The organism is Labrys okinawensis, assembly GCF_002982075.1.
GTDB classification, from domain to species: domain Bacteria; phylum Pseudomonadota; class Alphaproteobacteria; order Rhizobiales; family Labraceae; genus Labrys; species Labrys okinawensis_A.
This window is the reverse complement of sequence record NZ_PUEJ01000008.1, coordinates 67,360-81,457: the sequence shown is the minus strand read 5'-3', so window position 1 is coordinate 81,457 and position 14,098 is coordinate 67,360. Positions and strand designations below refer to the sequence as shown.

Below are 14,098 nucleotides of genomic sequence, written 5' to 3'. Positions count from 1 at the left end.
GAAATTTTCGACTTCTGTGCACGATGAGGCCGGGGAAGGCAAATCCTCCCTGGGACAGCGCCCCTCACTGACACTCGAAGCTGGACGTCCAAAATGAAAAGCGACGCGGCCGGAAACGGCCGCGTCGCTTTTTTTCATGTCATCGGCAGTGAAGAGACGGCAGAAGACCAGTCCTGTCGGGGGCTTCAGCCTCTCTTCGGAATTTCCAGCCCACGCTGCACGGCGGGGCGGGCGAGGCCGCGCTCGAGCCAGGCCGGCACTTGCTTTAGGCTGGCATAGTCGACCAGTTCGCCTGCACCATAGAAACCGACGAGGTTGCGCACCCAACCCAGCGTGGCGATGTCGGCGATGGTGTACTCGGCGCCCATCAGCCAGTCGCGCCCCTCCAGGCGCGTTTCGAGCACGCCGAGCAGGCGCTTGGATTCGGCACGGTAGCGTTCGAGCGGACGCTTGTCCTCGATCTCGCGGCCGGCGAATTTGTGGAAGAAGCCGAGTTGGCCGAACATCGGTCCGATCGCCGCCATCTGGAAGAACACCCATTGGATGGTCTCGTAGCGGGCAGCGGCATCGGCCGGCAGGAACCTGCCGGTCTTCTCGGCGAGATAGAGCAGGATGGCGCCGGATTCGAACAGGCCGAGGGGCTTGCCACCCGGGCCGTCGGGATCGATGATCGCCGGGATCTTGCCATTAGGATTGAGCGACAGGAATTCTGGCCCCCAGGTCTCGTTCTTGCCGATGTCGATGAGATGCGGCTCATAGGTGAGGCCGGTCTCCTCCAGCATGATCGATACCTTCACGCCATTGGGCGTGGGCAGCGAGTAGAGCTGGATGCGATCGGGATGCTGGGCCGGCCAGCGCCTGGTGATCGGGAAGGCGGAAAGATCGGACATGACGGCTCCGGATTGGCTCCCTCTCCGGGAACAGGAAAGGGGTTGGCGGAAAAAGAGAAATTTAGGTTATTTGCTCAGAAACTCGCGCAACGTTTCGACCACCAGGCGGTTGGCCTCCTCAGGACCGATAGTCAGGCGCAGGGCATCGGGCAGGCCATAGGCGTCGACACGCCTGAGGATGAGCCCGCGTTCGGTCAAGAAGGCATCGGCATCCCTGGCACTCTTGCCGGCTTCCTTCGGGAAATGCACCAGCAGGAAATTGCCGACCGATGGCGTCACGCCAAGGCCGAGGCCGGTGAGTTCCTTGGTGAGGAAAGCGAGCCATTTGTCGTTGTGCGCGATGGCATCGGCCACATGGCCGTCATCCTGGATGGCCGCGATGCCGGCCGCCATGGCCGGGCCGGAAACGTTGAAGGGGCCACGGATGCGGTTGACCGCGTCGATTACAGCGGGCGGGCCCACCATCCAGCCCAGACGCAGATTGGCCAGGCCATAGATCTTCGAGAAAGTGCGGGCCATCACCACGTTGGGGCTGGTCGCGACCAGTTCAAGGCCGGATTCATAGTCATTCGCCCGCACATATTCGGCATAGGCGGCATCGAGCACCAGGAGGATGTCGGAGCGCAGTCCGGCATGCAGCCGCTTGACCTCGTCGAAGGGCAGATAGGTGCCAGTCGGGTTGTTAGGGTTGGCGAGGAAGACGATCTTCGTCTTCGCCGTCACCCGCGCCAGCAGGGCATCGACATCGGCGGTGTAGTTCTTCTCGGGCGCCACCACCGGCGTCGCACCGGCGGCGAGCGTAGCGATCTTGTAGACCAGGAAGCCGTGCTCGCTGTAAACGGCCTCGTCTCCCGGGCCGAGATAGGTATAGGCCAGCAGCGAGAGAAGTTCGTCCGAACCGGCGCCGCAGATCAACCAAGCGGGGTCCAGGCCGTAGCGCGCCGCGATTGCCGTCCGCAGGGCAGAGGAAGCACCATCGGGATAGAGTTCGAGCTTCTCGCCGGCAGCGGCATAGGCGGCCTTGGCGTGGGCGCTCGGACCGAGCGGCGTCTCGTTGGACGACAATTTCCAGAGCTTGACGCCGGCGGGCGCCGCCGACTTGCCGGGCACATAAGCATCGATGTCGAGGATGCCCTTGCGGGGAACGGGACCGTTCATGTCTAGGGATTCCGAAGGTTACTTGAGAGGCAGGACGAAAGCCGGCGCATGGGAGCCGATCGGCTCGAAACTGGTGCCCGAAGGCAGGGCTTCGGCGAGCGCGACGATGGTCTGGCCCGGATGCAGCGCGACCAGCAGGGCCGCACCGGCATGGGCGGGGATGCTCCAGCCCTGGGGCAGCGCCGGAAGGGCCGTCGGCAGCACGGCCGAAATCAGCCTGACATCGCCGGGCGATAGCGGCTCGTCGATCGGCTTGGACAGCACATAGGTCGGCAGCGCGGCCGGATGGTCGGCCCGCTCGACGAAGGGCAGCCTGGCAATGATCTTGGGCGCCGTCTCGCCTTCGAGGGCCCGCCACCAGGCACCGGGAGCGGCCACCGGCACCAGGCCGAGATCGCCACGCGAATGGGTGAGCGCGTGGATGACGTCGCCGGCATCGTCGTGCGTCTCATAAGGCACCACGAAGCCGAAATGGAAGCGGGCGACGTCACGCATCGCCGCATTTCCGAGCGAGATGTCGCCATGCACCGTATAGGGCGCCTGCACATGGGTGAAGGTGGCGATGATCACGCGCCAGATCGATTCGACGATGTCGACCGGCAGGATGCCGTGATGGCGTCCGACGATCTCGCGCATCATCGAGGCTTCCCGCCCAGGCCGGAAGGCCGAACCGGAGGCCTGCGAACGCTTGATGGCGATGAGCTGGTCGATGATCTCGCCGCGCTCCATCAGGAGGCGGTGCATAGCGGCATCGATGCGATCGATTTCTTTGCGAAGATCGGCAAGGTCGGCGGCCGGTTGCATCGAGGTCATGGCGGCATTCGGGCATTGAAGGCGGGAGGACTGTCATAGGCGGATGGGTCGGGGATGGCAACCACCACACCGGGGACAGGCTTCGGCGACGCACATACCACCCCGCCAATACGTTGAATTTCTCACCCTGACGCAACCACAAATAGTTTTCATTCTTCAATGAGAAGTTGCGCCCTTCAAACTCCAGCAATCAATGATAATCATTTCAGCAACACGGCAGAAACAAACGTCACAACTTCGCGAACACTGTGTTTGCGCCATACTTGCGGCAAGGCTTTGCTCTAGTTTTGACGCGGCGATGACATGAGAGCACCGCAATATTCCAAAGGGTAGACACGATGAGAATTTTGATCACTTCCGTCTTGGCCGCATGTGGACTGGCAGCTGCAGCCTCCTGCGCCCAGGCCGACGGCATCACCGACTTCTATTCGATCCAGCGCGGCTTCGGTTACGACGAAGCCAAGACACCGGTTGCACCGGCGGCCATGCCCCTGTGGAACGCCAATGCCGGCCAGGGTGTCGACCCGGCGGTGGAGACGGCGCCGGGCGCGGAAGCTCCCGCAGCCCCGGTGACGAAGCGCCGGGTGCACCATGCCGCCATGCGGCATCCGCTGCACCACCGGAGCGAAGCACCCGCTTCCTGATCAAGAGCCTCGGCGTATTTTCTGCAATGGTGGCCAAAAGAGGCCCCAACTCGGCCATGCCCGGGCTGTCCCGGGTATGGCGTTGCGCCCTACAAACCGACCTCGGCGAGCGCGGCCTGTTGGCGGGCCGCGACCGTCTCGACCGAAAAATCCTCGATCGCCGCCTCGAAGAGGCGGTGAAAATTCAGTTCCGCCCGCAGATGCAGGAACACGCCGCCCAGCCCGATCGCGGCGCGATCCATGAACACGAATTCGCGCGGCACCGTCACCGGGCCCTTCTGCTTGAGCGCCTGATGCACGGCATAGGCTTCCCTGCGGCCATATTCGGACGGCGCCACGCCATCGGCGATGGTGCGCACGCGGTCGTCGAGCAGCGGGCCGAAGATGAAACGCGCCCACAGGTTCAGCGTCTCGATCAGGTCCTTGCTCAGTTTCTTAAAGCCCCAGGTCTCGTAGGCGTGCACCACCCGCTCGGCCTCGCCTTGCAGCAGGCCGCGATAGAGTTCGACCACGCCGCCCACGAAGGCCGGCGGGAAGATGCGGATACAGCCATAATCGAGCAGGTTGATGCCCGAGGGTTCGTCATCCTCGCTGAACACGGTGTAATTGCCCAGATGCGGGTCACCGTGGATGATGCCGATATGGGCATAGGGCTGCCACCAGGCCGCGAACATCGCGGCCGCCAGGCGGTTGCGCACCGGCAGCTCGGCTTCCTTGAAGGTGAGGATACGCTCGCCGGTGAGCCAGTCCATGGTGAGCAGGCGTCCGGTGGAAAGCTCGGGCCACACGCGCGGCGCCCGCACGTCGGACATGCCGAGGGTGGCGAAGGCGTTGCGGTAGAGCGCCGTATGCTTGGCCTCGCGGCGATAATCGAGCTCTTCGCGCACCCGCTCGCCGATCTCCTGGTAGATCTCGCGGGTGTCGATGGCCGGATCGAAGCGCCGGTGCAGGGCGAACAGCACCTGGAGCTGCGCGAGATCGGCCTCCACGGCCGATTGCATGTCGGCATATTGCAGCTTGCAGGCGAGCGCGGTGCCGTCCTTGGCGGTGGCGCGATGCACCTGGCCTAGGGAGGCCGCTGCCGCCGGCTCATGCTCGAAGCTGGCGAAGCGGCCTGCCCAGTCCGGCCCGAGCTCAGCCATCATGCGCCGCTTGACGAAGGCCCAGCCCATGGGGGGCGCCTGGCTTTGCAACTTGGAAAGCTCGGCAGCATAATCGGGCGGCAGCGCGTCCGGGATGGTGGAGAGCAACTGGCCGACCTTCATCAGCGGCCCCTTCAGCCCGCCTAGCGCCTTGGCCAGCGCCACCGCATTGGAGCTCGAGGAGCCACCGCCCCCCAGCAGCCGCGATCCGGCCATGCGGGCCGCCACGCCGCCGACATTGACGCCGACCCGGGCATAGCGCCTCGCCCTGGCCGAAAGCCGGTTTGCCTCGTCGTCATGCTCGGACATGAAAGTCTCCTGGCTGCCCCTCCCTAGATAGGCGCGCACCGCCGAAGCGCCAAGCGACAGGGTGGCGCAGGCGCAATCTCACCTGGGAGAGGGTTATCCGCCCTTCCGCTTCAACCGCATGATCGCCGTGTCCAGGGCCTGCAGGAAGGCCGAGCGGTCCTTGGCGCTGAACGGCCTGGGGCCGCCGGTCATCTCGCCGGTCGAGCGCAGATGCTCCATCAGGTTGCGGGTGGCGAGCGCCATGCCGATCGAGGCTTCGGTGAAGGGCTTGCCGGTGGCGCCGATCACCTGGGCGCCGGCCGCGATGCAGCGGCTGGCGAGCGGGATGTCGTTGGTAACAACCACGGCCTCGGGCGTGGCGCGTTCGGCGATCCAGTCATCCGCGGCGTCGGGTCCGGCCTGCACCAGCACGAAGGCGATCAGCGGGTCGCGCGGCAGGCGCATGAAGCTGTTGGCGACGACATGGGTCTTGAGCCCGTGCCGCCCGGCCACGCGGAACACTTCCTCCTTGACGGGGCAGGCATCGGCGTCGACGAAGATCTCGATGGGCATGGTGAGGCGATAGCGCATCGCAGAGGCGAAAGCGAGAGCCGGCCTCACCACCCTCCCCTCCCCCCGAAAATTCTTTCCGCTTGCCGGCCAAATCCTCTATTGAGGCGGCAAATCGGATTGAAGCCCCTTGAGCAAGCCCCCTTTCCCTCCCCGCCATCCGCCCGCCGGGCGCGGCGTTCCCGGCCTTGCCGCCCGTGCCCTCGCGGCGAAGGCGGTGGCGGGCGTCCTCGGCCAGGACCAGGCGCTGGAAGACGCCTTCGACGACGCCTCGCTCGAAGCCCGCGATCTGGCCCTCGCCCGCATGATCGCCGGCGTCTCGATGCGGCGCTACGGCACCATCGGCACGCTGCTCGAGAAGCTGCTCGCCAAGGGCATGCCGCGCAAGTCCGGCCCGCTGGAGGCCATCCTGATCACCGCCGCGGCCCAGATCCTCTTCCTCGACGTGCCCGACCGCGCCGCCGTCGATCTGGCCGTGCGCCTCGCCCGCGGCGATGATCGCGCCCAGGCCTTTTCGGGCCTCGCCAATGCCGTGCTGCGCAAGATCTCGGCCGGCAAGGAAGAGCTGCTCGCCGCCATCCCGCCGGAAGCCGATACCCCCTCCTGGCTCTACAAGCGCTGGAGCGCCCAATATGGCGAGGCGACGGCGGCCGCCATGGCGGCGGCGCAGCGCGTCGAGCCCTCGCTCGACCTCACCGTGAAGGCGGATGCCGCCGGCTGGGCCGAACGGCTCGGCGGCCGCCTCCTGCCCACCGGCTCGGTGCGCCTCGCCCATAACGGCCCCATCCGGGCACTGGAAGGCTATGAGGCCGGGGCCTGGTGGGTGCAGGATGCCGCCGCCGCCCTGCCTGCCCGCCTGCTCGGCGATGTCGCGGGGCGCCGGGTCGCCGATCTCTGCGCCGCGCCCGGCGGCAAGACCGCCCAGATCGCCGCCGCCGGCGCCACGGTCACCGCTGTGGACCGCTCGGCCGCGCGGCTGCAGCGCCTCGGCGAGAATCTCAAGCGCCTCGATCTCAAGGCCGAGGTGGTGACGGCCGACATCCTGGCCTGGAAGGCCGAGCCCTTCGACGCCGTCATCCTCGATGCCCCCTGCAGCGCCACCGGCACCATCCGCCGCCATCCCGACGTCGCCTGGAGCAAATCCGCCCGCGACATCGGCGCGGTGGCCGACCTGCAGCGCCGCATGCTCGGCCGCATGGCTGGCCTGGTGAAGCCAGGCGGGCTGCTTGTCTACTGCACCTGCTCGCTGGAGCAGGAAGAGGGCGAGGCGCAGATCGCCCGCTTCCTCGAAGGCAATGCGGATTTCGCGCTGGAGCCGGTGCTACCCGATGACATCGGCGGCATCGAGGGGGCGATCACCCCCGGGGGCATGCTGCGCACTCTGCCGAGCCTCCTGCCCGATCCAGATCCGGTGATGGCCGGCATGGATGGCTTCTTCGCCGCGCGCATGCGGCGGAAGGGGTAGCCGCGTAAGGCGCGGGAAGCCTTCCCCACGAAGCTGGGGAAGGTGCCCGAACAAAGTTCGGGCGGATGGGGTGTGGCGAGCAGCGCACCAGGCGTAATGAGATGGCACGACGGTCGCGCAAGCATCCGAGGAGGAAACGCGCTGCCCGCCACCCCCCTCCCGACCTCGCTTCGCTCGGCCACCCTCCCACTTCGTGGAGAGGGCTTGTCGCCTCTTTCTGGGCAACAGCCAGCGTATCCATCGCTCCGCCCCGCTTAAAACTGGGGCCATGTCGCTGAAATCGCCGGCCCGAGGCTTGCGCGAAGCTCACGCAATGGCCACAAGGAGCCTATCGCCGACGTCGGCATGCCCGCTTCGGGCGCCCGTCCCTTCGTTCCCTTCTCTGGAGGTCCGCGTCAGGAATGAGCCGAGGCACTCTGGGCCCCAAGCTCCGTCTCTCCCTCACTGCTGCCGCGCAATCCGGCCGCGCCGTGCTGACGCGCCTTTACCTCCTGCCCTTCATGCGCTGGCGCTTCGGCCGCGGCGATCCCGAAAAGCTGGTACTGGCCCCGCAGGACCTCAGGGCCGCCGACCCCACCCGCGCCGCCGAACTGGTGCTCGGCCGCTTCACCTTCGTCGCCAAGACCATCGTGCTCAACGAGGTCTCGCCCTTCGCCATCGCCCCGCCCTCGCCGGCCTGGCGTGAGACGCTGCTCGGCTTCACCTGGCTGAGGCATCTGAGGGCGGCCGACGGCACCGCCGGCAAGCAGGTGGCGCGCCGTCTGGTCGGCGATTTCGTGCGCTCGAACCTGCGCTTCCAGCCCGAGGCCCTCGACCCGCTCCTGACCGCGCGGCGCATGCTCGCCTGGGTCTCGATGGCGCCCATGATCCTCGACGGCGCCGATCGCGGCTTCTACCGCGCCTTCCTGCGCTCGGTCGCCTGGCAAACCAGCTATCTCCTGCATGCCGGCCGCTCCACCACCGACGGCATGCCGCGCCTGCTCTGCGCCATCGCGGTGATGCAGGTGAGTCTCTGCCTCTCCAACAAATCCGGGCTGCGCCGCCCGGCGCTGCGCTGGCTCACGAGCGAGCTCAACCGCCAGATCCTGGCCGACGGCATCCATATCTCCCGCAACCCGCAGGCCAATATCGAGCTGCTGCTCGACCTCCTGCCCCTGCGCCAATCCTTCGCCGCGCGCAACGCCGTCGCCCCGCCCGAACTCATCGGCGCCATCGACCGCATGATGCCGATGCTGCGCTTCTTCCGCCATGCCGACGGCGCCTTCGCCGCCTTCAACGGCATGGGCTACACCCAGAGCCATCTGATCGCGACGCTGCTCGCCTATGACGATGCCCGCGGCAAGCCGGTGCAGAACGCCCCCCATGGCGGCTATCAGCGCCTGGAGGCCAATGGCGCCGTGCTGCTGGTCGATACCGGCAAGCCGCCGCCGGTGAACGTCTCGCAGGAGGCCCATGCCGGCACGCTCGCCTTCGAGTTCTCGGCCGACAATTTCCGCATCGTGGTCAATTGCGGCGCGCCCGCCCCGGGCCGCGAGAACTGGCGCCACCTCGCCCGTTCCACCGGCGCCCATTCCACCGCCATCGTGGCCGACGCCTCCTCCAGCCATTTCGCCGGCGGCACGCGAAAACCCGGCGCGACCGCCCCGAGCCTGGGCGGCCGGGCCATCCTCTCCGGCCCCAGGCATGTGCCGGTGCAGCGCGAGAACACGCCGGCGGCCAGCACCATCACCGCCTCCCATGACGGCTACCGCCATGATTTCGGCCTGATCCACCAGCGCGAGCTGACGCTGAGCCAGATCACCGGCGCGCTCGAGGGCCGCGACAGCTTCCTCGACGCCAAGGGCGAGCCCTGGAAGGGCAAGGAGCCGGTGCTGCTGCGCTTCCACCTCCACCCCGCCGTCGCCGCCCGGCCCGCCAATGGCGACACCCAGATCGTGATCACCCTGCCGAGCGGCAAGGAATGGCTGTTCCTGGCCGACGTGCCCTTCACTTTGGCCGAAACCGCGCATCTGGCCAATCCCGAAGGGCCGCGCCGCAGCGTGCAGATCGTGATGACGCTGCCGGAGGGCGAGCACACGATGAGCTGGGCCTTCCTGCCGGCCGATCCGATATGACCGCAGTGAGAGCCATCCTCGCCGCAGCGTTGGCGGCCCTGATGGCCGGGCCGGCGATGGCCCAGGACCGGCCGGACGACTACATGACCTTCTCCTGCACCCATCTTCCGGCGATGAAGGTCACCCAGCAATTGGTGGCGCTCTATGGCGACAAGGGCGACAAGCTCGTCGTCGCCTCGGATCTCGAAACCTATCTGGCGCTCGTCTCGATGGACAATGTCGCCCGGCTCAGGAAGGACAGGCAGGCCTACGAGAAGTTCTTTCCGGCCCAGCAGGTCGGCGGACAACGCAAGGCGCCCGTCACGCTGCACTATTATCTCGGCAAGGACGAGAAAAGCGGAAAGCAGCGCCTGGAGGTCACCAATTCCGCCAATGGCAGGAAGGTGATGGACTGCACACCGGTGCAGAAATGAAGCCAGGCCTTTGCGGACAATGCAGTTCACTCAAGCGTCTTCAGGTCTGCTCGACCTTTGTCATTGCCGGGCTTGACCCGGCAATCCAACCTGGATCTCCGTATTGCGTGGGCGGTTTCTGGATAGCCGGGTCAAGCCCGGCTATGACAATTCGGAGCGCTTCCCTCCTAAATGAACTGCATTAGGCCTTTGCGAACCGCTTCCGGCGCAATTCTCCCGGTTCGCCCCCCGTCATGGATCTTGATCGTTGCGTGTAGGCGGAAGGCTGTCGTTCCGGCGCCGCCGAAGGTGGCGAAGGGAATCCAGGGCCAAAATCTGCACTCGCCAGAGCAAAGCGCGTTCAGGTATGAACGCTTATTTGCTCTGATACCAGGAAACATAAAGGCTACCCCGTCATTGCGAGCGAAGCTGGTGCGTCAAACTTTATGCAGCCTGGTATAACTCATTGTTTCGACGCGCCTTTGCGATTCTTGGTAACTCCGTCTAATCGCAAACCGCTATAGCCCCTTCCCCTCGCTGCCCCTCACAAGCAGGGCTTGTGAGGAAACGGCCAGGGGTGACAAGTCAGGCATTCCGTGGGTTGGTCTTACTCGTAGCGGTCGTGGCGGCGCACCCAGTCCATGCCCTCGGCCTCGTTACGGCCTTTCGGTGCGAGATCGAGCATGGCGTAGGTGCCCATCATCACCTCGACGCCGCGCCCATAGGTGGAGTAGGTGCGGAAGACCTCGCCCGCCTCGTTCTTGTAGAAGGCGCTGACACCGGGCCATTCCCCGCCGGTCTCCCGCCATTCGCCGAAATTGTAGTCGATATGCCCGCTGGCGACCTCCTCGGGCGTGAAGCTGACGCGGAAGTCATAGTTGAAGTCGCTGCCGAAAGACGAGACCCATTTGAACTGCCAGCTCATGCGTTTGCGGTAGCGCTCGATCTCGGCGAGCGGCGCGCGCGAGACGGCGATCATGGTGACGTCGTGATGCGCCAGATGCCTGTTCATGCCGTCGGTGTGATCGGCCATGTAGGAACAGCTCGGGCAGCCTTCCTTCCATCCCGGCGCGAACATGAAATGCTGCACCAGGAGCTGCGATCGGCCGTCGAAGAGATCGGCCAGCGTGCGCGGGCCATCCGGCGTGTCGAACACATATTCCTTGTCGATGCGCACCCATGGGAGGGCGAGCCGCTCCCTGGCGACCTTGTCGCGAAGATGGGTGAGCTCCTTTTCCGCCTTGAGGAAATTCCGGCGGGCGTTCAGCCATTCACCGTGTGAAACGACAGCGTTCTGCATCGTCAGTCTCCTTCGGTTTGGGGGGTCGGAAGGTTGCGGCGCTGCAAACGGCCGGAAAGGAATTTCAGCCACGCCGAACCGTGAAAAAGGCTCATCAGCAGGTACATCAGGGCCATGTCGTTGATCGGGATGAAGGTCGAGACGGCGGAGCACATCGTCATGGCCGGCGAGCCGGCGGCGGAAATCCCGGCCATCAAGGCGAAAGTCGGGGCAGCGGCGAGCCCGAGCCAGCCGGCCATGCCGGTAGCGGGCCCTTGCAGCGAACCGACCATCCCTGCTGATGCGGACATCGTCATTTCCGCTCCTCCGCCATTTGCCGTTTCCGGCGCTGCGATACGAAGACGTTATCCCGGCCGGCGGGCCCTGCGGGAGTTACAAGTGTGACGGGATTTCAACGACCTCGCTTATCCCCGCCATCGCACGCGTTCCGCAGAAGGCGGCGGGAAGGCAGTCCACGGCCAAAATCCGCGCCCGCAGAACCAAGGCGCGTTCGGGCGCAGACGCCGTTTTGCTCCGGCTCTCCGGTTCGACGCGTCTTTGCGATTCTTGGTGATTCCACGCAGCCGCAAAACGCTGTAGCTCCTGGATCTCCTTCCTCCGCTACCACGCACGAGCAAAGCTCGTGACGATATGGCCGGGGATGACGAGTCACCTATTCTGTGTTGATACCAGACCCCATCCTTTGAATCGCCACCTCGTGGGACACAAGCCATGACGCCTTCCGGTTTTCGCTTTCCGCCCGCCGCCTTCTTCGGCATTCCGCTCGGCCTGCTGGCGCTCGGGCTGCTCTGGCGCGGGGCGGAGCGCCTCTGGCTCCTGCCGGCCGGCATCTCCGAGGCGATCCTCACCGTCGGCGCCCTGGTCTGGGCGCTGCTGATCGCACTGTTCGCCGGCAAATGGCTGTTTGCACCGGGCGATGCGCGCGCCGAATTCGCCGATGCGATCCAGTGCTGCTTCATCGGCCTCGCGCCGGTGACGACGATGCTGACCGCCCAGGCCCTGCTGCCCTATTCCCGCACGGGCGGCCTCGTGCTGGCGCTCATCGGCACTCTCGGCGCCATCGCCTTCGCCGTCTACCGCTCGGGAGGCCTCTGGCGCGGCGAGCGGGACATCGGCACGGCGACGGCCGTGCTCTATCTGCCGACCGTCGCCGCCAGCTTCGTATCGGCCTCGACGCTGTCGGCCCTCGGCTGGCCGGACTGGGGCCAGCTCGCCTTCGGCGGCGGCGTGTTCTCCTGGCTGGCGCTGGAATCGGTCTTGATCAACCGCCTGCTGCACGGGCCGGCCCTGCCGGAAAAGCTGCGCCCCACGCTCGGCATCCAGCTCGCGCCGCCGGCGGTGGGCGCGGTGGCCTATCTCAACGTCAGCGGCGGGCATGTCGATGTCTTCGCCATGGCGCTGATCGGCTATGCCATCCTGCAGGGCCTGATCCTGCTGCGGCTGCTGCCCTGGATCATGGCCCAGCCCTTCTCGCCCGGCTATTGGGGCTTCAGCTTCGGCGTCGCCGCCCTGCCGACCGCCGTGATCCGCCTGGCCGCCGAAGGCACCAGCCCGCCGGCGCAATTGCTCGCGCCCTTCCTGTTCGCCATCGCCAATATCGTGATCGGCCTGCTGGCGGTGGGCAGCCTCTATCTTCTGGCCCGCGGCAAATTGCTGCCGCCGCCACCGACCCAGCCGACCGGGGTGAAGGCTTGATCCATCAATGCGAGCTGATGCGGAGCTAGGTTACCGCCGCGCTGTCACCCTCGCCTGACCGATAGATTTCGCCAACCTATCACCGGCGGAGTTCGAAAGCCATTGGGCCGACCTGGCGTTGGGAACTACGGTGGCGGCGCTTTTAATTTCAGCTGGATTTTAGCATCGCCAGTAAAACGCACTGTCACCGTAATTCCAGCTCTGCTGCTTGTATCGCTATCGATGACGGCCCGACTGCTCATGAAGTCTCGTTTGTCCCTATTTGGCTACAGGTGGCATGCTATCATCAGCGTGGCTCCCGTCCGAATACCGAAAACAGCCGACAGAAAGTCGAATGCCCGCAATGTCTGATGAAGTTCCCCATAATGGGCAAGCCAATCGCCGTGACAAACTAAGCGTCGAGCAGCGATCCTTTGCCATGAGCCGCGTGAAATCACGGGACACAAAACCGGAGATAATGCTGCGCCGTGCTTTGCACGCCCGCGGCCTGCGATACCGGCTTCACGGCGCTCGTATGGTGGGCCGACCCGACATTGTGCTGCCGCGTTGGCGCGCCGTCGTATTTGTCCACGGCTGCTTCTGGCATGGTCACGAATGCGCGCGCGCAGCACCACCGCAATCGAACGTAGATTTCTGGGCTGAAAAGATCGGCAAAAATGCCGATCGCGACGCGGCGCAAGTGGCTCGGCTGCGTGCAGAGGGCTGGCGGGTGGCGACCGTTTGGCAATGTGCGCTGCTCGGCAAAAACCGGCTCGGTGCGGAATTCGCGGCCGAGCACATTCACAATTGGCTGAGATGCGGTGGCGATCAGCTAGTGCTCGCCGAGGGAGCGGCTGACACCTCCTCCTCAGCGGCAGTTCCCGACCCGTAACTTCTCACGCAGCTCGGCGATGCTCAACGTGATCCCCGGTTGCCGATGGATCATGCGATGGCAGTTCGCGCAGACCACCGCCAAGTCGTACAGCGGATTTGTCAGGCGTGGCTTGCTCTCGGCCTCTCCGAGGGGAGACAAGTGATGAACTTCGCAAAAGCCTGCTCCCCACGACCCATATACCGCTTCAAAATCGAAGCCGCAGGCCATACACACCGGTCCATGCAGCTTCATCGCTTGCGCTCGCAGACGCGGGTCGCGTTCCACCCGCTGGAGAAGGGCGACCTTGCGACCTCCCTCAGTGCGAGAAATGATATCGGCCAGTTCGGACGCGTTCGGGTTTTCCTTGAGCCGATTGACTTCCGGGAGTTCAGCCAGGTACCAATCCAGCGAGCGGTACTTGGCGATTTGCAGCCAATGATCTGAACGGTCCATTCTCAAGCAGCGATCGAAGACGAGTTGCATATCGGGTGTCAGCGGCCGCGCTTCCCGTTCCAGACTCTTAGAACGCCAACCGACTCGGCCGTTCGCAAAGAATCCGTCGAACTCGTCGCGCGTATTTTTCAAGGCGTGTCCGAACTGGCGGATCGACCGGCCTCCCGAGAGGCTGCGATAGAAGCAGAGATAGGCGTTGGCCCAGGTCGACGTCCCGACTTCCTCAGGAGGAGCACTTTTCCCGTTGGCCCCGATCTCGCCGAAGCGAGATAGGAAGCATCCCACCATCATCAATTCAGCCGACCGCTGCATGAGTCGATC

The 14,098-nt window shown here is 65.3% G+C and carries 14 protein-coding genes; 6 read left to right on the top strand and 8 right to left on the bottom strand.

Annotated features, from left to right (window positions below):
- Positions 1-185 precede the first annotated feature (185 nt).
- The 3 genes from C5L14_RS20990 to C5L14_RS20980 form a co-directional block, all read right to left on the bottom strand.
- A complete protein-coding gene (locus C5L14_RS20990) occupies positions 186-890 on the bottom strand; it encodes a glutathione S-transferase N-terminal domain-containing protein (RefSeq protein WP_105864028.1) in 705 nt (234 codons plus the stop codon).
- 66 nt (positions 891-956) lie between these two features.
- Complete coding sequence (locus C5L14_RS20985; RefSeq protein ID WP_105864027.1) at positions 957-2,048, bottom strand: pyridoxal phosphate-dependent aminotransferase; 1,092 nt, start codon at positions 2,046-2,048, stop codon at positions 957-959.
- Positions 2,049-2,066: 18 nt separating this feature from the next.
- Positions 2,067-2,861, bottom strand: a complete 795-nt coding sequence (locus tag C5L14_RS20980; protein ID WP_105864026.1) for a chorismate mutase — start codon at positions 2,859-2,861, stop codon at positions 2,067-2,069.
- Between the two features lie 338 nt (positions 2,862-3,199).
- Between C5L14_RS20980 and C5L14_RS20975 the strand changes: the two genes are divergently transcribed.
- The gene (locus C5L14_RS20975) at positions 3,200-3,505 is read left to right on the top strand and encodes a hypothetical protein (RefSeq protein WP_105864025.1); all 306 of its coding nucleotides are present in this window, start codon (positions 3,200-3,202) and stop codon (positions 3,503-3,505) included.
- A gap of 89 nt (positions 3,506-3,594) precedes the next feature.
- On the opposite strand, the gene C5L14_RS20970 is transcribed toward C5L14_RS20975, so the two are convergent.
- Positions 3,595-4,956 carry an ABC1 kinase family protein gene (locus C5L14_RS20970; protein WP_105864024.1) on the bottom strand — a complete coding sequence of 454 codons (1,362 nt, stop codon included), beginning with the start codon at positions 4,954-4,956 and terminating at the stop codon, positions 3,595-3,597.
- Positions 4,957-5,049: 93 nt separating this feature from the next.
- Entirely contained in the window at positions 5,050-5,526 is a 477-nt protein-coding gene (locus C5L14_RS20965) for a YaiI/YqxD family protein (protein ID WP_428832645.1), read from the bottom strand.
- Positions 5,527-5,635: 109 nt separating this feature from the next.
- Between C5L14_RS20965 and C5L14_RS20960 the strand changes: the two genes are divergently transcribed.
- From C5L14_RS20960 to C5L14_RS20950, 3 genes are all read left to right on the top strand, one after another.
- Positions 5,636-6,970, top strand: a complete 1,335-nt coding sequence (locus tag C5L14_RS20960) for an RsmB/NOP family class I SAM-dependent RNA methyltransferase (RefSeq protein ID WP_105864023.1) — start codon at positions 5,636-5,638, stop codon at positions 6,968-6,970.
- A gap of 401 nt (positions 6,971-7,371) precedes the next feature.
- Positions 7,372-9,084 carry a heparinase II/III family protein gene (locus C5L14_RS20955; protein ID WP_105864022.1) on the top strand — a complete coding sequence of 571 codons (1,713 nt, stop codon included), beginning with the start codon at positions 7,372-7,374 and terminating at the stop codon, positions 9,082-9,084.
- Complete coding sequence (locus C5L14_RS20950) at positions 9,081-9,497, top strand: hypothetical protein (protein ID WP_105864021.1); 417 nt, start codon at positions 9,081-9,083, stop codon at positions 9,495-9,497. Before C5L14_RS20955 ends, C5L14_RS20950 begins: the two co-directional genes overlap by 4 nt.
- Before the next feature lie 586 nt (positions 9,498-10,083).
- Here the strand turns inward: C5L14_RS20950 and C5L14_RS20945 are convergent.
- Both C5L14_RS20945 and C5L14_RS20940 read right to left on the bottom strand, forming a co-directional pair.
- Positions 10,084-10,776, bottom strand: coding sequence for a DUF899 domain-containing protein (locus tag C5L14_RS20945; RefSeq protein WP_105864020.1), 693 nt, complete (start codon positions 10,774-10,776; stop codon positions 10,084-10,086).
- A gap of 2 nt (positions 10,777-10,778) precedes the next feature.
- Positions 10,779-11,066 carry a hypothetical protein gene (locus C5L14_RS20940; RefSeq protein ID WP_342588423.1) on the bottom strand — a complete coding sequence of 96 codons (288 nt, stop codon included), beginning with the start codon at positions 11,064-11,066 and terminating at the stop codon, positions 10,779-10,781.
- A gap of 421 nt (positions 11,067-11,487) precedes the next feature.
- Between C5L14_RS20940 and tehA the strand changes: the two genes are divergently transcribed.
- Both tehA and C5L14_RS20930 read left to right on the top strand, forming a co-directional pair.
- Entirely contained in the window at positions 11,488-12,471 is a 984-nt protein-coding gene (tehA, locus tag C5L14_RS20935; protein WP_105864018.1) for a dicarboxylate transporter/tellurite-resistance protein TehA, read from the top strand.
- A 343-nt stretch (positions 12,472-12,814) separates the two neighbouring features.
- Complete coding sequence (locus C5L14_RS20930) at positions 12,815-13,342, top strand: very short patch repair endonuclease (protein WP_105864017.1); 528 nt, start codon at positions 12,815-12,817, stop codon at positions 13,340-13,342.
- Here C5L14_RS20930 and C5L14_RS20925 read toward each other — a convergent pair.
- A complete protein-coding gene (locus C5L14_RS20925; RefSeq protein WP_105864016.1) occupies positions 13,319-14,089 on the bottom strand; it encodes an HNH endonuclease in 771 nt (256 codons plus the stop codon). The genes C5L14_RS20930 and C5L14_RS20925 overlap by 24 nt on opposite strands.
- Between the last annotated feature and the right edge of the window lie 9 nt (positions 14,090-14,098).

What these genes read in the sequence shown, in the direction of transcription:
- tehA (WP_105864018.1), top strand. Translation starts at nt 11,488, where the DNA reads ATGACGCCTTCCGGTTTTCGCTTTCCGCCCGCCGCCTTCTTCGGCATT.
- C5L14_RS20930 (WP_105864017.1), top strand. Translation starts at nt 12,815, where the DNA reads ATGTCTGATGAAGTTCCCCATAATGGGCAAGCCAATCGCCGTGACAAA.
- C5L14_RS20940 (WP_342588423.1), bottom strand. Translation starts at nt 11,066, where the DNA reads ATGTCCGCATCAGCAGGGATGGTCGGTTCGCTGCAAGGGCCCGCTACC.
- C5L14_RS20990 (WP_105864028.1), bottom strand. Translation starts at nt 890, where the DNA reads ATGTCCGATCTTTCCGCCTTCCCGATCACCAGGCGCTGGCCGGCCCAG.
- C5L14_RS20955 (WP_105864022.1), top strand. Translation starts at nt 7,372, where the DNA reads ATGAGCCGAGGCACTCTGGGCCCCAAGCTCCGTCTCTCCCTCACTGCT.
- C5L14_RS20975 (WP_105864025.1), top strand. Translation starts at nt 3,200, where the DNA reads ATGAGAATTTTGATCACTTCCGTCTTGGCCGCATGTGGACTGGCAGCT.
- C5L14_RS20950 (WP_105864021.1), top strand. Translation starts at nt 9,081, where the DNA reads ATGACCGCAGTGAGAGCCATCCTCGCCGCAGCGTTGGCGGCCCTGATG.
- C5L14_RS20985 (WP_105864027.1), bottom strand. Translation starts at nt 2,048, where the DNA reads ATGAACGGTCCCGTTCCCCGCAAGGGCATCCTCGACATCGATGCTTAT.
- C5L14_RS20970 (WP_105864024.1), bottom strand. Translation starts at nt 4,956, where the DNA reads ATGTCCGAGCATGACGACGAGGCAAACCGGCTTTCGGCCAGGGCGAGG.
- C5L14_RS20965 (WP_428832645.1), bottom strand. Translation starts at nt 5,526, where the DNA reads ATGCGCTATCGCCTCACCATGCCCATCGAGATCTTCGTCGACGCCGAT.
- C5L14_RS20925 (WP_105864016.1), bottom strand. Translation starts at nt 14,089, where the DNA reads ATGCAGCGGTCGGCTGAATTGATGATGGTGGGATGCTTCCTATCTCGC.
- C5L14_RS20945 (WP_105864020.1), bottom strand. Translation starts at nt 10,776, where the DNA reads ATGCAGAACGCTGTCGTTTCACACGGTGAATGGCTGAACGCCCGCCGG.
- C5L14_RS20980 (WP_105864026.1), bottom strand. Translation starts at nt 2,861, where the DNA reads ATGACCTCGATGCAACCGGCCGCCGACCTTGCCGATCTTCGCAAAGAA.